Below are 19,538 nucleotides of genomic sequence, written 5' to 3' on the forward strand. Positions count from 1 at the left end.
CGGCAGGATGGACTAATTAGTCTGTCTTACCGCTTTTTCATACTAATTGATTATTTATTGTAAAACTTAAGTAAAGGAGGCAAACTTTGTGCGTTTGAATGGAGCCGGAATTGTTATTGAAAGTCTTAAAAATGAAGGCGTGGAATTTGTTTTTGGTTATCCGGGCGGGGCAGTTTTAACCTTATATGATGAAATTTATAAGACAAATTTTCCACATATATTGACTAAACACGAACAAGGTGCAGTACATGCAGCTGATGGGTATGCCAGGGCAACTGGTAAAGTTGGAGTATGCATCGCTACATCAGGGCCTGGTGCTACAAATTTGATAACGGGGATAGCTACAGCGAATATTGATTCGATACCATTGATATGCATTACCGGGCAAGTAGCTACACCGCTTATTGGGCGGGATTCTTTTCAAGAAGCGGATGTATGCGGTATAACAGCGCCGATAACAAAGCATAATTACCTTGTGCGGCATATAAAAGATCTGCCGCGTGTGTTAAAGGAAGCTTTTTTTATTGCACGAACGGGGCGGCCGGGTCCTGTTGTGGTTGACATTGCCAAAGATGTTTTTGCCGCTGAAACAGAATATAAATATCCGGCTGAGATATGTCTGCGCGGCTACACTGGTAAGTATATAGGTGATGAGAAGAAAATAGACAGAGCTGTAGATATGTTGCGGACGGCTGAAAGGCCGATTATTTTTATCGGCGGAGGAGTGATCACGTCTGAGACCAGCCAACTTGTACGCGAAATGGTCCAAAAAATGAATATTCCCATGACCAGTACATTGATGGGATTAGGAGCAGCTGATGCTGATAGTGCCGGCTATTTGGGAATGGCTGGAATGCACGGCTCGTATGCGGCAAATATGGCTATCATGAAATGTGATCTGTTGCTGGGAATAGGTGTGCGTTTTGATGATAGAGTCACCGGTGTGATCAGTGAATTTGCACCGAAAGCAAAAATAATTCATTTTGATATTGATTATGCGGAAATTAATAAGAATATTGCTGTAAATTTAAGTGTAGTCGGTGATTTGCGTTGGTCGTTACCGTTGTTTCAGGAAAAATTGTGCCCATATAATGATATAATAAAAGAAAACATACAAAAATGGTACGAAAATGTGGTAAAGATACATACAGCCAGGCCATTTAAGTATAAAAATGATAAGAATAATATTTTAGCACAGGATGCTATAAAAAAATTATCAGATATAGTTACACATAATACTGCCATTGTAACCGATGTCGGACAGCATCAAATGTGGGCCGCGCAATTTTTTAAAGTATACGGACCGCGTAATTTTATAACTTCAGGCGGGCTGGGAACTATGGGATTTGGTCTTCCGGCAGCAATAGGTGTAAAATTAGGCCGGCCGGATAAGAATGTAATATTGCTTTCCGGTGACGGCAGTATTATGATGAATTGCCAGGAATTAGCTACACTGGCCGATTATAATATCAACATTAAAATAATTGTAATTCATAATCATGTACTGGGAATGGTGACACAATGGCAAAGAATGTTTTACGGTGAACGTTACTCACAGTCGTTATTAAATAGTAAGGCTGATATTGTTAAAATAGCACAAGCAATGGGAATTAAGGGGTTTCGCATAAAGGTGAAAGAGGAACTGATAAACGGTTTACAGCAACTCCTGCATGAACAAGGTCCTGTTTTGCTGGATATTATTGTTCCTGCCGAAGAAGATGTGTTCCCAATGGTTCCCGGCGGCAAGCGACTTGATCAGATGGTAATGGGAGAAGACGGCTTATGAAATATCAAATCGCCATTCTGGCAGAAAATAAACCAGGTGTATTGACGCATGTATCCGGACTTATAAGTCGCCGGGCTTTTAATATTGAAACAATAAATGCGGGATATACTGAGGATGCCGATGTAACGCGGATAAATATTGTAGTAGATGCCAATGATGAAACGGAACTCAATAAAGTAATCCATCAAATGGCTAAATTGATTGACGTAATAAAAATAGTTAATATAAGTGAACTGGCATCAATAAACAGAGAATTGGTTATGGTGAAAGTTAAGGTGACATCTTCTGCAATACGGGCTGATATTGTTAATATTGCCAGTATATTCAGAGCTCATATTGTCGATGTAGGGCACGAAAATGTGGTGATTGAACTGACAGGAGAGCAGGATAAACTGGCAGCACTGATCGATATGCTTAATTGTTATGAAATTTTAGAAATAGCACGTACCGGGCCAATCGCTTTATCACGCGGTATAATTCCTGTGAAAAATATGTAAAAAAAGGCTGCCGCACGCAACCATTTTCATTCATAAATATGCAATAATGCCATTTCCTTTGCTCACCCGCAGAAAAACGGGTAATACATAGTGGCGGTGAGTGCATTTTTAGGAGGTCAATGCTATTCGTGTGACAGCCTTTATTGATTTTGTTGGATTTATTATTGTGATGCGGAATTGCCGGTATCATTTATAAATTTTTTATCAATGACATTGTATTTTACATCACTATATTTTGTGGTTTTTCCATTTTGCTGAACTATTACATTGCCGGTAAAATCGACAATTTTGGTTTCCCAGTTAAAGGAAGCTTGATCTGAATCAATGGATAAATCACCGTAGGTAAAATGTGTGCCGCCTTTTACGGTTATGGTTTTATTGGACCATGACCCATAAAGATCATCACCAGTAAAATTTATCGGTGTGGCGTTGTCATCCCCATTATAAATACAGGTTATATTTTTTTGTGCCCATACTTCCAAGGATGTAAGATTTACCTGAGCCCGATCAGCAGTTATATTATATCTGCCGGTTTCAACACGAACATTGCCATTTAGTTTATATGTTCCCGATAAAATATCGAATGTGGTGTTATCGGCTGTGACTTTGGGAGCAGCAAAGACAGTATATGTACTAAATAGCATTATTGCCAACAGAAACAGTGACGTTTTTAATATACGCATAGCAATCCTCCATCAAGTAAAAAATTAAATTTTATAACACATATTATAACATATATGTTATAAAGATGACAAAGTGTCAATATAGATGGTATATGGTTTTAACTGGTGTATTTAATTAAAAATGCAGGAATTAACATAGATAAGTTTAATATAAAAGTTAGTAATAATGTTTTTGTGGATAGATTAAGGTGGTGCTGACATGAATGTCCGAGAACGGACGGAAGAATTGGAATACAGGATATTATCGATTGATGCAGCAAAGAGCCGTGAGGCAAACCGTGCGAAAGAAGAGGCAAAATGTCCTTTTCGTACGGCTTATCAAAGAGATCGTGACAGAATATTGCATTCTAAATCGTTTCGTCGTCTTAAACATAAAACTCAGGTATACATTACGGCAGGCGATCATTATCGAACACGCCTGACACACAGCTTAGAGGTAGCACAAATATCAAGGACTATTGCGCGGGGATTGCGATTAAATGAAGATTTGACAGAGGCGATAGCATTAGGACATGATGTAGGACATACTCCATTTAGTCATGCGGGTGAAGCGACAATGAATTCGTTAGTAGGACATTTTTCTCATAACGAACAAAGTCTGCGAATGGTAAAATATTTGGAAAAAGATGGGCAGGGGTTAAATCTGACAGATGCCGTAGAAGATGGGATTTTGAATCACACCGGGAAAAAGGCACCGTGGACTCTGGAGGGGCGTATCGTTAAAATAGCTGATAGGATAGCTTATTTATGTCATGATTTTGATGATAGCCTGCGTTCCGGATTGCTTCATAGGAATGATTTACCGCAGATAGTCGTTGATACATTGGGGGAAAATCATTCCAGCATGATAACCGGAATGGTTAGTGATATGATATTGTCATCCGAAGGTAAACATGATATTTTATTATCAGGTCATATGCAAAACGTAATGCAGGCATTTCGGGATTTCATGTTCGAAAAAATTTATTATTCTAAAATATTGGCTAAAGAAAGAGAGCAGGCTTGTTTTATAATCGAACAGTTGTTTAAATATTATACAGAGCATTTTGATAAGATGCCCTTGGAATTTAAACAAAGAGAAAAACGCTGGGGCAAACAGCAAACAATTGTTGATTATATTGCTGGATTAACGGATAGTTATGCAGTCGCTGAGTTTAATATGATTTTTGTCCCTCCAGTATGGAATCAGTGGATGGCAACGCATTAAATAATAATATAATGTAGAAGGGATTGTTTTTATGTTACGGTTTTTAACGGCAGGAGAATCGCACGGACAATGTTTGACAGCTATTTTGGAAGGGATACCGGCTGGATTAAAGATAGATATCAATAAAATAAATAATAAACTGGCTCGTCGTCAAATGGGATATGGCCGCGGCGGACGTATGACGATTGAAACTGATAAAGTAGATATTTTATCAGGAATTCGCTTTGGTGAAACTATGGGAGATCCGATTACTTTGCAGGTAAAAAATCGTGACTGGGGAAATTGGATTAAAGAGATGTCGGTAAACGGGCAGCCGTTTGGTGATAAAGTGACAGCAGCAAGGCCGGGACACGCGGATTTAGCAGGAGTACATAAATACGATAGGAAAGATATTCGTGATATTTTGGAAAGAGCCAGCGCACGGGAAACTGCTGCTAAGGTGGCTATGGGATCAGTATGCCAGCAATTTTTGGAAACTTTGGGAATGAGAGTCTATTCACATGTGGTAAACATCGGCGGAATAAAAGCAGACAGAAATAAGATCGATTATACACAAATAGCAGTTAATGATTCGGATTTAAATTGCATGGATGGTGATGCTGCAATTAAAATGCGGGAAAAAATACGTATTGCCGGACAGAATGGAGATACATTGGGCGGCATGTTTGAAATTATCGTAGAAGGGGCACCGGAAGGACTTGGGTCTCATATTCAGTGGGATAAACGACTCGATGGCAAACTGGCACAGGCAATTATGTCAATTCAAGCTATAAAGGCAGTTGAAATAGGAGCAGGAATGGAATATGCCAATAATCCAGGCAGTAAAATGCATGATGAATTATTTTATGATGATAAAAAACAAGTGTATCGTAAGACTAACCATGCCGGCGGTTTAGAAGGCGGTATGACAAATGGTGAAAATATCATTGTTCGTGCGGTTATGAAACCTATCCCAACGCTTATGATGCCGCTGCATTCTGTTGACATAGAAAGCAGACAGGAAGTTATGGCTTGTAAAGAACGCAGCGATGTATGTGCCGTGCCAGCAGCATCCATAGTAGGAGCGGCAATGACGGCAATAACCATAGCTGATGCGGTATTAGAGCAGTTCGGTGGTCATGCAATGACTGATATTAAAGCTGCGGTGGCAAGTTATAAAAGTAGATTGGCAAAACAATGAAGAATATAGTTTTGATAGGTTTTATGGGAACAGGGAAAAGCTGTGTTGGTAAATTGCTGGCGGAAAAACTTGGCTTTTCATTTATTGATACTGATTTGCTGGTCGAACAACAGGTTCAGATGACTATTCCACAGATTTTTCAGCAGTATGGTGAAGCTTATTTTCGAGAATGTGAAAAAAAAGCGGTAAAACAAGCGGTAATGCAGTCCAGCACAGTTATAGCTACCGGTGGCGGTGTGCCATTGTTTGAGGAAAATCGTGATATTTTGCAAATAAATAGTGCTGTTATTTGTTTGCGTGCTGAGGTTAAAACGATAATGCACAGGACAAAAGGACGTAATAATCGACCACTGCTTAATTCACAAGAAGAAAAGATTCAATCACTGCTGGACGAACGGAAGCCTTTTTATGCTCAGGCGGATTTTTTAATTGATACAGATGCTCTGTCACCATTACAAATAGTTAATGAGATAATACTATATCTGCGGAGGATGAAGAATTGAAAACGGTGCGGGTTGAACTGGGAAAAAATAGTTATGATATTCATATTGGTAATAATTTAAATAAAACGATAGAAAAATTTTTTTTACAAGGTAAATTTTCCCATATTGCGCTTTTGGTATCTGACAGTAATGTGGGTCCGCTATATGGTGATAAAATAAAAAGGGTGCTTGAAAAGGCCGGTTTTTGCGTGGTGATGTTTTTTATTAAAGCAGGAGAATCATCTAAGTCATGGGATGTAGCAAAGCAGCTTTACACTGAAGCAATTAAAAGTGGTTTAGATAGAAAATCTCCGATAGTTGCCCTTGGAGGCGGAGTCGTTGGGGATATAACAGGATTTATTGCAGCTACTTATATGCGTGGAGTGCCATTTGTACAAATTCCGACAAGCTTATTGGCTTATGTTGATTCATCAGTAGGTGGAAAAGTTGCTATTAATCATTCAATGGGAAAAAATTTGATTGGTGCTTTTTATCAGCCTGAAGCTGTGTTTATAGATCTTGATATGATTAAAACCATGCCAAACAGGGAAATATCAACCGGATTGGCGGAAGTGATAAAATATGGATTAATTTATGATAAGGAATTTTTTGCATATATAGAAAGTCACGTTAAGGAAATTTTTGCTTTAAATAATGAGGTGCTCACATATATTACAGCCAAATCGTGCGAAATTAAGGCTGCTGTGGTAAGCAAGGATGAAAAGGAAATGGGATTGAGAGCAATCTTGAATTTCGGGCACACTATCGGACATGCTATTGAAAGGGAGACTAAATATGATGTTTATAATCATGGTGAAGCAATAGCTATTGGAATGGTAGGGGTATCAATAATAAGCCGTGAATTAGGATTACTTGATCCGACAGTAGTACAGAAAATTCATCATATATTGGAAATATGCCATTTGCCGCAAACATGTCATGCGTGTACTGAAGATGGGATTTATCAGGACCTTTTTCATGATAAGAAAACGATAGGAAAGAAAATAAACTGGGTATTATTGGATGAAATAGGTAAGGTACATCTGTCTGATAATGTCAGTGAACTAATAGTACGTAAAGCAATAAAATCTATATTGGCGTAAAAAAAGTGTCGTTTGAACATTAAAAAATATATTGGAATTTGTTCAAACGACACTTTTTATTTATAAAAATGGTTTTAGGATTATAGACTATTTTGTTCAAATGTACCGAATACGATAGCTTGTCCGTTATCTACCATATGTTGGCCGCGAGCCCATACATGTTTCAGCTGAAAATCTTTGTCTACAACAGTGAAATCGGCATCAAACGATTCTTTTACCTGACCTTTTTGTGATAATTTAAGAATACCGGCGACATTGCTGGTGACAAATTTTATAGCGGTATCTGGAGCAATTTTTTCTGTTTTTATCATGTCACGAATTTCCTGCAGCATGGATTTTTGACTGGCTACGCCTACACCGATGGTATTGCCGGTGGCATCGAACAATGGTACACTGCCGTTGCCATCGGAACTCATAGTGATATTGGTAGTAGCAACGCCGTTTTCTAAAGCACGCTTAGCAGCTTGACTGGGTTTTACTGCCTGTACTGAACCGGATTCCGGACTTACGCCGGAAGTTATGTCCATAATACCACCTTGTTTTGCCCACTTAATACCTTCAATTAAAAGTTGTTGATTACGATTGATATGAGTAGGAATAAATTGTGATTTTGGTATTTCACTATTAGCCGTTATTTCAAAAAGCATACTGAGCCCTGATTTACCGTCTCCTATATGCATATCTACAATACCGGCTTTGGAACTGAGCATACCGCCGACGCGTGCCTGTGCGGCCAGATTTTTATATTCCTGACAAGTCGGCTGCGCTGAACGATGATCGGACATGGCAATTTCACCAGTGCCGATTATTTTATCAATTATAATTATATCACTACGCACACTGCCGGTTATAGTGGGAGTAGGAAGTTCATAGGCACCGGTATACATATAGGCCGATATTCCTTCGGCACATAGGCCGCGTGTTTTGGCTAAAAGATTGATGACACTGCGAGTTGTGCCGTCTGTACCGAGACAACCGACGACGGTAGTAACGCCGGATGTAGTGATTTGTGATAAAAGAATTTCCGGTGTTCTGGTTGCAAAACCGCCTTCCCCGCCACCACCGGTTATATGTACATGACTGTCAATGAAGCCCGGCATGAGGATACAGTCTGTTAGATCAACTATTTGACAGGGATAATTAGTTGGTGCCGTAGCAGTAGGACAGACAGCAGCAATTTTATCGCCGGCAATAAGTATGTTTTGTATTCCTATATCCCGCGGGGCAAATACTCTGGCACCGCATAATAGAGTAAAAAATGGTTTTGTCATAATGAGACTCCTTTCAATTTAAAAAAATAGTAATATGAAATGCATTACCCATATTGAAGCTAATGCATTGATAATACAGAGTTAGGTTTTTTATAATTATATGCAGATTTTTTGCTGGCAGACTATGTATGCGATGTTATCCGGTTTACGGAAGATAGTTACCATACAATGAATAAAATTAGACAATTAAGGGAAATCGTTTATCAAATAAAAATACTCTTGCCATAGATTTTATATTACGGCAAGAGTATTTTTACGAATAACAGTACTAGTTAAGCTTGGGCATCGGCATCGGCAACTTCATTGAGATTTGCCATTAATTTTTCGATATCAATACCATGTGCCATGGCACCTTGTTCAATATTTTCAAAATGGGCGGCAGCGCAACCAATGCAGCCCATGCCGGACATAGCAAATACATCGACTGTTTCAGGATATTTTTGTACTACTTCCATAATGCTCATATCTTTAGTGATAGTCACAATCATTACCTCCCTAATAAGTAATAAACTACAATATTATTATACCACATTTCATATTTCGTTTGCCAAATTTTTCTATTCGAGTTAAAATATTACAATAATAGTTTATAAAGTTTATCTATTTAATGAGAAAGGCGGTATCAAGCTGTACTGCTATGTTTTTATTAGGACCTGTACATATATATTGGTATGGATTAACCATTAGCCTGGCTATAGTTATTGGATTATTGATAACATGGGGTAATGTCAAAAAACATCATGAGGATTTTTCTGTAGTTATTGATATACTGCTTTGGTGTATACCATTGGGGATAGTGTTTGGGCGTGGTCTGTATGTTATTTTTCATTGGCAGATATTTAGTGACAGGCTCTTGAACATTTTTTTGCTCAGTGGCGGTGGCTTATCAATATATGGAGCTTTTATCGGTTTTTTATGCGGCACGGTATTTTATTTATATCTGACGGGAAGAAATTTCTGGTACTGGATGGATATATTTTTACCCGGGATGATTGCCTGCCTAATTGTTTATCAGATAGGTAATTTTTGTATGCAAAATACGATAGGGACACCTTTACCGGTAAGTTACGACAATGATCATAGTATTGCAGAGTACATTGATTTTAAACAGAGGCCTACCGGTTTTGAGGGATATTTATATTTCAGGCCGGTGGCTTTATATCAGGCAGTGGTATTGGGTGTTATATTTTTAGTGTCTTTATTACTTACTGCGGTGCAGTTGAAATATTCACGAATTCAGCAGGGAAATATATTTTTATCATGCATGGTGTTGATTGCTCTATGCCGTTTTGTTTTCGGGTTTATGTATCTTTCAAGCAATACATCAGTAATTTTGCATTCGGGTCAATATTTTGCGCTGATATTAATAGCGTGCTGTCTTATTATTTATTGGTTGCGGCGGCGCGCTTTTCAAAGGGAAAAAACATATCATTATTAAATATTATACATAGAGGATATTATTATCCTACGATAGGAGAGATAATTATGATGGCATTAAATTTTCAAGCCCCCAAGCATGAAAAACTTTTAATGGCTAGAAAGAAAAATTGTACTATATGGTTGGGAGATGTAAGTAAACAATATCCGGAAAATTCATTGGTTTGGATAACTACCGGGGCAAAATTTCAATACAAAAAGAAATTATTTGTGGCTTTTTTAGATAAAGTCCAAGTTAAAAAAATGTCTGAATTGACATCAGAAGATCTTGATCACCAAAATCCGGAAATTGCGACACGTGAAGATTTGATTGCTGACTTTGAAGGTATTTATAAAAAAAGAATTACTATGGATGATACCGTTACCGTTATATATTTTTCAGAAGTATTATAATATGATAAATAGTGCCCTTGGTTATAAATACCAAGGGCACTATTATTGATATATTTGAACTAGTTATATAAAAACAACATTTATTCCAGTTCTTTTTTCATCCGCTGGAACTCTTCACTGCTGATTTCACCTTTGGCATAACGTTGTTTTAATATTTCCATGGCATCATTTTGTTGGTTAAAGTTATGGTAATTGCCACGAAATGCAGCTTTGAAAAGCCAAATTGCTGCCATGATTATGAGAATAGTGAATGCCAGGTGAGTTATCAGGCCGAAGCCTGCTCCCAGCCAGCCCATACCGCCGCCGAACGGTCCGCCAAAACCATATCCCATCATGTTGATGCACCTCCTCTTTCTTAGATGATATCATTATATAATGATATTGTGAAATTTTTGTGGAAAAAATATGGAAATTTGATGAGTAAAATAGTAAACAATAAATGTGCCATATTAATAATAAAAAATATCAAGAATTATCTTGAATCTGTTTTATAAATATAATTGTATAAAATATAGATGCAGTGGTACCTTTTATTATTTTTCACTTTAGGGGAAGATGTTGTCGCACGTAATCCATTTTTCATTCATAAATATGTAATATTTTGTTATTGTTGTCCGTTATTAGAAATGGTTGTAAATCATATAGTGATGGTGGGATGCATTTTCGAGGACAATGCCGTTCAGTAACAAATAATATTTATAAATTGATAAGTGACACATGATGTGTAATTATTCTAATATTAAAACATGAGCTGTTGCCGATTGTTATAAATATTTAACAATAATCCCGCTGCCAGTACATTGGTTATCAGCGAGCTTACCCCGTAACTGATAAAAGGAAGCGGAATACCTGTGACAGGCATAATACCGATAGTCATACCTACATTTACTAATACATGGAAGGCCAGCATTGAGTTTATTCCAACGGCCAAAAGCATACCAAGATTATCACTTGCCTCACGGGCAATTTTTATTCCGCGCCATAGGATAAATAGAAAAATCAGCAAGACTATCGCTGCTCCGATAAAACCAGTTTCCTCCCCGATAACGGCAAAAATGAAATCAGTATGATTTTCTGGAAGAAAATTAAGCTGACTTTGTGTGCCATGGAAGAGCCCCTTTCCATATAAAAGACCTGACCCGATAGCTATTTTTGATTGAATTATGTGATAGCCGGAGCCCAAAGGATCAATATTAGGATTTATAAATACCATAATGCGCATTTTTTGATACTCTTTTAAAAAATGCCAGATAATTGGCAGACATGAAAGTCCGGCACCAAATATAACGCCGATTATTTTCATGTTGACACCGGCAGCAAATATCATTCCGAAAAAAATTGCCAAAAAAACTAATGCTGTTCCGAGGTCAGGCTGGGTGACGACAAGTGCAAATGGAATTACCATATATAAAGCAACTGGCAGTAATTCCTTAAAAGTATTTAGTTTGCCAACACGATTTTCAAGTAAAACAGCCAGAGAGATTATCATTATTAGTTTGGAAAATTCTGAAGGCTGAAAGCTGATCGGGCCAAGTTGAATCCAACGTTGCGCTCCTAAGGCTGAATGTCCGGCAATATCAACGGCTAAAAGCAAAAGTGCATTGAAGATGTACAGCTTGTTGCCCAGTGGCTGCAGCATTCGATAGTCAAATTTCATCATTAAAAAAACCAAAACTGCACCTACTAGTGCGAATATGCTTTGCCGCTGAACGTACCAATAACGTTCGCTGCTGGGGGTATTTATGTGAGTGGCACTGCCTATAATGACGATGCCGATTAATATTAAAATAATGATTGCTATGATCAAAGGGACATCTATACGGCGGAAAAGTCTGCTGTTGGTAAACATTGTGCCCTAATTGCCTCCTGTATATTGTTGTTTATGGTGGAATGTAAAATAAACTTGCTGAATTAAGTTTCGCTTTATATTCTAAGACAAAAGCAGTGGAATGTAAATATCCCGCTGCTTTTTATAATGCGTAGGTTTAGTAAATTTTATTTATCCAGTGAAAGTATGGTTTTACCGGTATCAATATCAACAATATAAATTTTGGTGTCGGTTAGAATGGCGACAGTTTGACGATGATCAGTACGTTTACTTAAAGCGGGTGAACCGGGGTTAAGAAATATAGTATTTCCCCGTTTTTCCAATACGTTAATATGGACGTGACCGCTTATAAATAAATCGGCTTTGAAATGAGCTGCCATAGAATCCTTTTCTTGGTCACTCATTACATGATGACCGTGTGTAGTGACGATTTTAAAACCGTCGATTATGACATAAGTATATGGAGCTTGAATAGGACTATTCAAAACTAATGTATCAACTTCACTGTCACAATTGCCCTTGCAGATGATTGTTGGCATAGGCAGACTGTTTATTTTTTCGGCAAGTTTAGCCGGATTATAATCCGGTAATATAGGATTGCGTGGTCCATGATAAAGAACGTCACCGGCGTGAATTATCATGTCAGCATCTTTGAAAAATTTATCATAAGCAAGTGTGAAACGTTCGACGCAGCCATGTGTGTCGCTTATAATACCGATTTTCAAAAGTATCAGCCCCTTTAAAGATAGTAGATTATAATTTTTTCAATAGATCAGCCATTTCGATGGCACTCATGGCAGCATCAGAACCCTTGTTGCCAGCCTTGGTACCGGCACGTTCAACGGCTTGTTCAATATTTTCCGTGGTCAGCACGCCGAATATTGTCGGTACGCCGGTTGAGAGTCCAACTGCTGCGACACCTTTAGAAACCTCATTACAGACGTAATCATAATGCGATGTCGAACCACGAATGACAGATCCCAGACAAATGACAGCGTCATATTTATTGCTTTGGGCCATTTTTTTGGCGATGAGAGGAATTTCAAATGCACCGGGAACCCACGCTACAGTAATAGCCGATTCATCACTATCATGACGTGTTAGTGTATCAAGTGCTCCAGAAAGTAATTTACTGGTTATAAATTCGTTGAAACGGGCGACAACGATGCCAAATTTTAACCCCTTTGCAGATAGATGACCTTCAATTATTTTTGCCATATCATTATTCCTCCAATATATTATAAATAATTATTTTATCGTTATCAGGCATTTTTGAGAAGATGTCCCATTTTTTCCTTTTTAGTTTCCAGATATTTGGCGTCAAAAGCGTTGGCGGGAATTTCCAAAGGTACTCTTTCAACTATTTCCAAGCCGTATCCTTCAAGTCCTGCTCTTTTTTCAGGATTATTGGTCATCAATCTGATGCTGGTCAACCCGAGATCGGATAAAATCTGGGCTCCAATACCATAATCACGCATATCTGGTTCAAATCCTAATAAAACATTGGCTTCTACAGTGTCCTTACCTTTATCCTGCAAAGCATAAGCGCGTATTTTATTAGCAAGCCCGATACCGCGGCCTTCCTGACGCATATAAAGGACAACACCTTCACCCGTTTTTTCAATGCGGCGTAAGGCCGTTGCCAGTTGGTCACCGCAATCGCAGCGCATTGAACCAAGTACATCACCGGTAAGGCATTCGGAATGAACACGCACCAGAACATTTTTTTTGCCGCGCACATCACCCTTTATGATAGCGATATGGCATTTACCATCAAGCTGGCTTTCATAAGCAATTATTTTAAACATGCCGTATTTACTGGGAAAGTTAGCTTCAGCAGCTTTTTTTATAAAGCATTCGGTGTTTTTGCGATATTTTATTAGTTCGGCTACCGTGATGAAAGATAAATTATTTTCCCTGGCAAATTTGTATAGTTCAGGTGTACGAGCCATATGTCCGTCCGTACTCATTATTTCACAGCATATACCAGCTGGTTTCAAACCGGCAAGTCTGGCAAGATCAACAGTCGCTTCAGTGTGACCGGTACGGCGCATCACACCGCCTTCGACAGCACGCAGTGGGAAAATGTGGCCGGGACGGCGTAAATCGGTTGGTTTGGTATTTGACTCGACCATTTTGCGAACAGTTAGTGCTCGTTCAAAAGCCGAGATACCGGTGGTGGTGTCAACGTGATCAACAGTTACGGTGAAAGCTGTTTCGTGGTTATCTGTATTGTTGGCAACCATGGGGGTCAGTTCAAGCTTATCAGCAAGCGCTCCGTCCATAGGCATACAGATAAGTCCTTTGGCATGTGTGGCCATAAAATTCATTATTTCTGGTGTTACTTTTTCTGCCGGGGCAATCAAATCCCCCTCATTTTCCCGATCTTCATCGTCTACGACAAGAACCATTTTACCATTTTTAAAATCATCTATTGCTTTTTCTATAGAATCAAATTTTATTTCCACAAAGAGCCCTCTTTTCAAGTTATTTTATTATAAAATAGTTTTTTATTGTAAATATTGGGCGTAACAATTTAATAAAAACCATTTTTTTGTAAAAAATCAGTATTTAAGGCAGATATTGCTGGTGTTTTGTCGGTATCTACAGATAATAATTTTTCTATGTATTTGCCTATTATATCTGTTTCAACATTAACTATTGCACCAATTTTTTTTTGCCCGATAGTGCTTACTGCTGCAGTATGAGGAATAAGTGAAACCACAAATTTATGTGCATCAACATCGACTACCGTTAAACTAATACCATCGATAGCAACCGAACCTTTTTTTACGATATAGCGCAGTAGCTGTGGGGTGGCAGACAGGGTGACTATTATAGCATTATCTTCAGATTTTTTCTGTATAATTTTACCAGTGCCGTCGATATGACCGCTCATAATGTGACCGCCTAAACGGGAAGTTATTTGCAAGGCCCGTTCTAAGTTGACAGGACTGCCGGTTTTTAACTCGGATAGTGATGTTTTTCGCACTGATTCCGGCATGACGTCAGCTGAGAAAAAATGAGCGTTACAGTCAGTAACGGTAAGGCAAGTACCATTTACGGCAATACTGTCACCAATATTGACATCCGTTAAAATTTTTTTGGCATTGATGACAAGTTGCACTGATGCAGTTCCAAAGTGCATTTGCCGGATGCTGCCGATTTCTTCAATTATTCCTGTGAACAATGTGGTGTGCCTCCCTTATTTAAATTACCGCTTATGAGAAAATCACCGTCAAGGTTTTTTATCACGGGAGATGTGAGTGTGAGTGCGTCAGCAAGATTTTTGATACCGGGTCCCTCAACTGCCGATTTGGCCGATTTGCCACCCACAATTTTAGGAGCGATGAAAAAATAAGCTTTATCGGCAAGTTTTTCTTCTACTATATTGCCTATTAAAGTCGCACCGCCTTCTATCAGGATACTGCAGATTTCTCTTTGTGCCAGTTGCTTAAAAAGATCAGTCAGATTAATTCCGGCAGTCTCAGCAGCATCTGCGATGATAACATCAACGTTCTTTTTTGCTTTTAACGCGGCAATTTTAAGCGGTGAAGCCTTTGCGGTTACGACCACCAGCGTTAAGGCTGCATTATCATTTAATACTGCTGCATCCAGAGGGATACGTCCTGTGCTGTCGGCTATTATTCGGATTGGATTTTTACCGCCTGCTGCTAAACGGGTGGTTAATGTGGGATTATCTGCTATAATTGTGTTGATACCGACCATTATAGCATCATTTATATCGCGAAGGTGATGACCATAAGTACGTGATGCTTCGTTGGTTATCCACTTTGATTGACCGCTGGCGGTTGCTGTTTTACCGTCAAGACTCATAGCACTTTTAATGGTGATAAAAGGAACCCCTGTTTCTATCCATTTGAAAAATACTTCATTAAGTTTTGCTGCTTCGTTTTCTAAAACTCCGGTCACGACTTCTAAACCGGCATCGTGCATTTTTTTTATGCCACGGCCTGATACTTTAGGATTAGGATCAGTTATTGCTACAACGACGCGTTTAATACCGGCTTTTATCACAGCATCACAGCAAGGCGGTGTTCGCCCAAAGTGAGAACAGGGTTCTAAACTAACATAGAGTGTGGCACCTTGGGAAAGTTCACCGGCAGCTTGCAGGGCATGTATTTCAGCATGTGGTGTTCCGGCTTTTTTATGCCAGCCACAGCCGATAATACGATTATTCTTTACGATGACAGCGCCGACCATCGGATTAGGACTTGTCCGTCCAACAGCATTTTTAGCTAAATTGATTGCTGTTTGCATATATCGCTCGTCATCATTCATTTTAAAACACCTCCATTATATCTATTATACAAAGATTGACATCATTGAGATATTATTTATTCAACCGATTTGACAAATAAAAAAGGCTGCCAAATACACTACGTATTCAACAGCCCGTGTGGCGGAATAAAATATTTTAAAGGAATGAATTTTTGTGATAATTTTATTAAACCCACTTAAAATCACACAATCTTTTTCCATCCAGACTATAACTGTCGGCTTCGGAATTACACCGAATCTGCCAAAGGCTCGCGGGCTTTACCGCCGGTAGGGAATCTCACCCTGCCCCAAAGACTGCTAATCAATTGTCTGTTTATATTATACTAAAGTTGTTGAAAAAAGCAATACAATTTTAGTATTGTTTAATTGATTACTTTAGCAGCCATAGATGATCAATATTGAAATATTGTGAAAACAGCCATCAATGAAATATATTTGTTATTGCAGTAAATATTCAGAATCAGCGGAAAAGTCATTAATTATAGCTAAATATGTACGATACGGACAATTTTTTTATTGTCTAATATATAATAAATGAGATGGTGCTGCGAGCCAATGCGGAGTGAATAATAACCTGATAAATCACCCAAAAGACGTTCATATGATGCAGAGTCAGCAAATGGATCATTTCGTAGATTATCGATTATGGTTTGGATTTCTTTGTTGGATCCTTTTAGTTTATTGAATGCGGCAGAAATTTTTTTATAGCACTGTATTTTATACAATTACCATTCCACCTCATTTTCATTAAAAAAATCTTTGTCAGAGGCCTTTTTGGCTTCCATCAAGTCTTTTTTTACATCTGGTGTGGAAAGAAGATATAATGTTTCCATCAGATCTTTGTAATCCTTGGCACTCATTACCACGACAGCACCATTTTTTGTTTTGAGTGTGGTAATTTTATTATGTCTGGCTATTTGTTCAAAAATATTTTTAATATTTGTTTTATCATTCATAACCGTGTCACCTCTTATATTTATTTTAACGCACTAATATGCATACGTAAATGAAAATTGACAATAATATATATAGAAAAACATATATTGGAAAATGTGAAAAACTGTCGGAGAAATATATAAATGTGCAATATAAAGTCAATAGTCTGGAAAGTATTAGTTTTCATCACATAATAAGCGTTTTTCTGTAATAAAAACTATAAGAACAGAAAGTTAGTTTTTATTGCGCAGACTTTCATTGATAGATATACCGTTGCTGTCTTTCCAATACAGCCAGCCGTTATTAGATCCGCCTAAGATGAAGTCGGCTGCAGCACTTGGGGTTTTGAAAGTAAAATCTTGTGAAAACAAATACTTGCCATCCTTGTTGATGAGAATTTCTTGTTCCAAATATTCATCACGTTTTTCTCTTAAGGCTTCGCTGCTGGGTTTTTTATCGAAACGTACCTGGCTGTCAGCATAAACAGTTATACTGTTATTTTTATTTAGATGACCACGGGCAATGATTCCCTTTGCCTTTAAAAATATATCACGTTTTTGTTCATTGATACCCAAAGTATAGGTCGTTTTCACATATGGAAAAATCGTTATGATTTCATTTGTTATCTTTTGGGTTCGTTTATTGATATCTGTGGGGCGCCAGTTTTTTTTATTCAAAATATCTTCGTTTAACCGGAGATGTTTTGTACTTTTTAAGACGTCTTTTTTTGCTTCGAAATCCTTGTTACCCATTTTGCTGTTATCTGTTATTGCCGCCAGAGTCAAATTACCTAAACGATTGGCTATATCGATATATTCGTCATCGTCCAAACCGGATACCTCTTTCCAATAGACATTCGGGGTTTGCGGCATTATGTGCTCGATATTCAGCATTTCTAAATCGACTGATACTGGGTTATTATGCGTTTCGATTTTGTCTAGTATCCAACGGATATTTGCCAAAGAATAGGCATTAGCTGTCAGAAGATAATCACGCAACTGTTTATCATCCGGCATAAAAGAAGCTTTGCCTTTATTTATATTTATGAGATAATATATACAAATATCCACTATTTTATCATAATGCCCATTTTTAGCCAGTTGATTTTGTACATTTTTTAAAAATCCCGGGAAAAATCGTGAAATGGCGCTGGTATCCTGTCCATTTATATAGCGCCTTACCAGGTAAGTATTTATGATTTTCAGTACAGCTATAGTTTGTTCCTTGCTAATGCAGTTTTTCTGGTAATAATCCAATAAACACATGGTAAATGGTGCGGGCATGAGACTTTGCAGTTTACGATAGTCCTTTAGTACATCCCCTAACTCGTCAATAGTATTTTTTATGTATAAACGTTGAAAATATTTGGCATAATTAAGCATTTCTGCCAGGATGGCATTAAAGTCTGATGAGCTTAATCTTTCATTCCAATAATTTTTAAATTCTTCATATAAATCCCGTTCAGTGACAAGAATATAACTTTTACTGGCAAGATAAAGCCGGATAAATTCAGCAAGTTTTCTTGACTGCGGGAAAATATGTTCCAATTTTAACCAGTATTTGCTGTAAATAATTTCTTGTACGTCATTAGTTTTGTTCATCATAATGTAGTTGCGGATTAAATCAGCTGCAGTTAATTTTTCACCGGTTGAATTTATGCTTTCAAATATCTGCTGGGCATCATCAGTTTCATCAAGCTCGATTCGAACAATATACAATTCGCGCAGTGCATTTATCACACGCATGGATGAATATTTATTTACTAAATAGATCAGACGATTATAAATATATTTGTAGTTGTCCATGACGATGGATGAACCTTCATATTCATCCACCGTCCCTTCGGTGATATGTGAATAGGCATCATCGTCAGAAACTGCCGGTTGAAGACGATATTTGTATTTATCTTGGTTGGCATTTTCTAAATAATTAGTTACCAATATTTGGGAAAGCTCTGTTTCGCCTTTTTCTTCAGTAATGTTTTTCAGGGCATAGGCGATTAAAAACATTGTAATAAGGCGCTGCTGTCCATCGACAACAACTCTTTCTCGCACAATAAAGTCTGTATTGGTAATGACGTATACGATAGTACCAATAAAATGACGGTTGGTTTCACCCTTTAATATTCGTTCTATGTCAAATAATAATTGTTTGACCTGTTTGTTTTTTTTCCAGGTATAATTCCTTTGATATACCGGAATCACGTATTGTGAGCCATAAGCCTCTTTTATAAATTTCTCAAATAGACTCATTGGACTTGCTTCCATAATTTAATCTCCTAACTTAAAATAGCATATATAATTACATAATAAATGATATATTGATCATTGTTAAAAATATGTAATAGATTAAAAGTTCGTTGCAGATAGCAAATTTCCTGCCTTTTAAGCTGATTATCAGTATATATTGATTAATCATAATTTGATCGGTTTT

The 19,538-nt window shown here is 37.7% G+C and carries 21 protein-coding genes and 1 riboswitch; of the genes, 8 read left to right on the forward strand and 13 right to left on the reverse strand.

Going from position 1 to position 19,538, the window contains the following annotated elements; all coding sequences use genetic code 11:
• Positions 1–94 precede the first annotated feature (94 nt).
• Both ilvB and ilvN read left to right on the forward strand, forming a co-directional pair.
• Complete coding sequence (gene ilvB, locus I6751_RS12370; RefSeq protein ID WP_196590997.1) at positions 95–1,786, forward strand: biosynthetic-type acetolactate synthase large subunit; 1,692 nt, start codon at positions 95–97, stop codon at positions 1,784–1,786.
• Positions 1,783–2,283: an acetolactate synthase small subunit gene (gene ilvN / locus I6751_RS12375; protein ID WP_182187363.1), complete on the forward strand. Its 501-nt coding sequence runs from the start codon at positions 1,783–1,785 to the stop codon at positions 2,281–2,283. Before ilvB ends, ilvN begins: the two co-directional genes overlap by 4 nt.
• 161 nt (positions 2,284–2,444) lie before the next feature.
• Here ilvN and I6751_RS12380 read toward each other — a convergent pair whose 3' ends face one another.
• On the reverse strand, positions 2,445–2,966 hold the full coding sequence (locus I6751_RS12380) for an LptA/OstA family protein (protein ID WP_196590880.1): 522 nt from the start codon (positions 2,964–2,966) through the stop codon (positions 2,445–2,447).
• Between the two features lie 199 nt (positions 2,967–3,165).
• On the opposite strand from I6751_RS12380, the gene I6751_RS12385 reads away from it, so the two are divergent.
• From I6751_RS12385 to aroB, 4 genes are read left to right on the forward strand one after another with little or no spacing between them, the layout of a single operon-like run.
• Positions 3,166–4,173: a deoxyguanosinetriphosphate triphosphohydrolase gene (locus I6751_RS12385; protein WP_182187359.1), complete on the forward strand. Its 1,008-nt coding sequence runs from the start codon at positions 3,166–3,168 to the stop codon at positions 4,171–4,173.
• Between the two features lie 31 nt (positions 4,174–4,204).
• Positions 4,205–5,353, forward strand: a complete 1,149-nt coding sequence (gene aroC / locus I6751_RS12390) for a chorismate synthase (RefSeq protein WP_196590879.1) — start codon at positions 4,205–4,207, stop codon at positions 5,351–5,353.
• Positions 5,350–5,856 (forward strand): shikimate kinase, encoded by a 507-nt coding sequence (locus I6751_RS12395; protein ID WP_196590878.1) that lies wholly within the window; start codon positions 5,350–5,352, stop codon positions 5,854–5,856. Before aroC ends, I6751_RS12395 begins: the two co-directional genes overlap by 4 nt.
• Entirely contained in the window at positions 5,853–6,938 is a 1,086-nt protein-coding gene (gene aroB / locus I6751_RS12400; protein WP_196590877.1) for a 3-dehydroquinate synthase, read from the forward strand. The genes I6751_RS12395 and aroB overlap by 4 nt, the downstream gene beginning before the upstream one ends.
• Before the next feature lie 80 nt (positions 6,939–7,018).
• Here aroB and iadA read toward each other — a convergent pair whose 3' ends face one another.
• Both iadA and I6751_RS12410 read right to left on the reverse strand, forming a co-directional pair.
• Entirely contained in the window at positions 7,019–8,209 is a 1,191-nt protein-coding gene (gene iadA / locus I6751_RS12405) for a beta-aspartyl-peptidase (RefSeq protein ID WP_196590876.1), read from the reverse strand.
• A 272-nt stretch (positions 8,210–8,481) separates the two neighbouring features.
• Entirely contained in the window at positions 8,482–8,691 is a 210-nt protein-coding gene (locus I6751_RS12410; protein WP_196590875.1) for a DUF1858 domain-containing protein, read from the reverse strand.
• Positions 8,692–8,846: 155 nt separating this feature from the next.
• On the opposite strand from I6751_RS12410, the gene I6751_RS12415 reads away from it, so the two are divergent.
• A complete protein-coding gene (locus I6751_RS12415; protein ID WP_196590874.1) occupies positions 8,847–9,647 on the forward strand; it encodes a prolipoprotein diacylglyceryl transferase in 801 nt (266 codons plus the stop codon).
• A 47-nt stretch (positions 9,648–9,694) separates the two neighbouring features.
• Entirely contained in the window at positions 9,695–10,039 is a 345-nt protein-coding gene (locus tag I6751_RS12420) for an ASCH domain-containing protein (protein WP_182187339.1), read from the forward strand.
• Positions 10,040–10,119: 80 nt separating this feature from the next.
• Here I6751_RS12420 and I6751_RS12425 read toward each other — a convergent pair whose 3' ends face one another.
• From I6751_RS12425 to I6751_RS12470, 10 genes are all read right to left on the reverse strand, one after another.
• Complete coding sequence (locus I6751_RS12425) at positions 10,120–10,374, reverse strand: SHOCT domain-containing protein (RefSeq protein ID WP_196590873.1); 255 nt, start codon at positions 10,372–10,374, stop codon at positions 10,120–10,122.
• A 404-nt stretch (positions 10,375–10,778) separates the two neighbouring features.
• Positions 10,779–11,888: a rod shape-determining protein RodA gene (gene rodA, locus I6751_RS12430; RefSeq protein WP_196590872.1), complete on the reverse strand. Its 1,110-nt coding sequence runs from the start codon at positions 11,886–11,888 to the stop codon at positions 10,779–10,781.
• Between the two features lie 146 nt (positions 11,889–12,034).
• Entirely contained in the window at positions 12,035–12,592 is a 558-nt protein-coding gene (gene yfcE, locus I6751_RS12435; RefSeq protein WP_196590871.1) for a phosphodiesterase, read from the reverse strand.
• Positions 12,593–12,620: 28 nt separating this feature from the next.
• The gene (ribH, locus tag I6751_RS12440; RefSeq protein WP_182187329.1) at positions 12,621–13,085 is read right to left on the reverse strand and encodes a 6,7-dimethyl-8-ribityllumazine synthase; all 465 of its coding nucleotides are present in this window, start codon (positions 13,083–13,085) and stop codon (positions 12,621–12,623) included.
• A gap of 44 nt (positions 13,086–13,129) precedes the next feature.
• Entirely contained in the window at positions 13,130–14,278 is a 1,149-nt protein-coding gene (locus I6751_RS12445) for a bifunctional 3,4-dihydroxy-2-butanone-4-phosphate synthase/GTP cyclohydrolase II (protein ID WP_231037872.1), read from the reverse strand.
• 125 nt (positions 14,279–14,403) lie between these two features.
• A complete protein-coding gene (gene ribE, locus I6751_RS12450) occupies positions 14,404–15,057 on the reverse strand; it encodes a riboflavin synthase (protein ID WP_196590869.1) in 654 nt (217 codons plus the stop codon).
• Positions 15,042–16,169, reverse strand: a complete 1,128-nt coding sequence (gene ribD / locus I6751_RS12455; RefSeq protein ID WP_196590868.1) for a bifunctional diaminohydroxyphosphoribosylaminopyrimidine deaminase/5-amino-6-(5-phosphoribosylamino)uracil reductase RibD — start codon at positions 16,167–16,169, stop codon at positions 15,042–15,044. The genes ribE and ribD overlap by 16 nt, the downstream gene beginning before the upstream one ends.
• 185 nt (positions 16,170–16,354) lie before the next feature.
• Positions 16,355–16,468, reverse strand: a riboswitch (FMN riboswitch).
• Positions 16,469–16,654: 186 nt separating this feature from the next.
• Complete coding sequence (locus tag I6751_RS12460) at positions 16,655–16,894, reverse strand: Txe/YoeB family addiction module toxin (RefSeq protein WP_196590867.1); 240 nt, start codon at positions 16,892–16,894, stop codon at positions 16,655–16,657.
• A complete protein-coding gene (locus I6751_RS12465; protein ID WP_196590866.1) occupies positions 16,895–17,125 on the reverse strand; it encodes a type II toxin-antitoxin system Phd/YefM family antitoxin in 231 nt (76 codons plus the stop codon).
• 213 nt (positions 17,126–17,338) lie between these two features.
• Entirely contained in the window at positions 17,339–19,372 is a 2,034-nt protein-coding gene (locus tag I6751_RS12470) for a DUF4357 domain-containing protein (protein WP_196590865.1), read from the reverse strand.
• Positions 19,373–19,538: the final 166 nt, after the last annotated feature.

It is taken from the genome of Pectinatus frisingensis (assembly GCF_015732285.1).
GTDB lineage: Bacteria > Bacillota > Negativicutes > Selenomonadales > Selenomonadaceae > Pectinatus > Pectinatus frisingensis.

What these genes read in the sequence shown, in the direction of transcription:
- ilvN (WP_182187363.1), top strand. Translation starts at nt 1,783, where the DNA reads ATGAAATATCAAATCGCCATTCTGGCAGAAAATAAACCAGGTGTATTG.
- I6751_RS12380 (WP_196590880.1), bottom strand. Translation starts at nt 2,966, where the DNA reads ATGCGTATATTAAAAACGTCACTGTTTCTGTTGGCAATAATGCTATTT.
- I6751_RS12385 (WP_182187359.1), top strand. Translation starts at nt 3,166, where the DNA reads ATGAATGTCCGAGAACGGACGGAAGAATTGGAATACAGGATATTATCG.
- aroC (WP_196590879.1), top strand. Translation starts at nt 4,205, where the DNA reads ATGTTACGGTTTTTAACGGCAGGAGAATCGCACGGACAATGTTTGACA.
- I6751_RS12395 (WP_196590878.1), top strand. Translation starts at nt 5,350, where the DNA reads ATGAAGAATATAGTTTTGATAGGTTTTATGGGAACAGGGAAAAGCTGT.
- iadA (WP_196590876.1), bottom strand. Translation starts at nt 8,209, where the DNA reads ATGACAAAACCATTTTTTACTCTATTATGCGGTGCCAGAGTATTTGCC.
- I6751_RS12415 (WP_196590874.1), top strand. Translation starts at nt 8,847, where the DNA reads ATGTTTTTATTAGGACCTGTACATATATATTGGTATGGATTAACCATT.
- I6751_RS12420 (WP_182187339.1), top strand. Translation starts at nt 9,695, where the DNA reads ATGATGGCATTAAATTTTCAAGCCCCCAAGCATGAAAAACTTTTAATG.
- I6751_RS12425 (WP_196590873.1), bottom strand. Translation starts at nt 10,374, where the DNA reads ATGATGGGATATGGTTTTGGCGGACCGTTCGGCGGCGGTATGGGCTGG.
- rodA (WP_196590872.1), bottom strand. Translation starts at nt 11,888, where the DNA reads ATGTTTACCAACAGCAGACTTTTCCGCCGTATAGATGTCCCTTTGATC.
- ribH (WP_182187329.1), bottom strand. Translation starts at nt 13,085, where the DNA reads ATGGCAAAAATAATTGAAGGTCATCTATCTGCAAAGGGGTTAAAATTT.
- I6751_RS12445 (WP_231037872.1), bottom strand. Translation starts at nt 14,278, where the DNA reads ATGGTTCTTGTCGTAGACGATGAAGATCGGGAAAATGAGGGGGATTTG.
- ribD (WP_196590868.1), bottom strand. Translation starts at nt 16,169, where the DNA reads ATGAATGATGACGAGCGATATATGCAAACAGCAATCAATTTAGCTAAA.
- I6751_RS12465 (WP_196590866.1), bottom strand. Translation starts at nt 17,125, where the DNA reads ATGAATGATAAAACAAATATTAAAAATATTTTTGAACAAATAGCCAGA.
- I6751_RS12470 (WP_196590865.1), bottom strand. Translation starts at nt 19,372, where the DNA reads ATGGAAGCAAGTCCAATGAGTCTATTTGAGAAATTTATAAAAGAGGCT.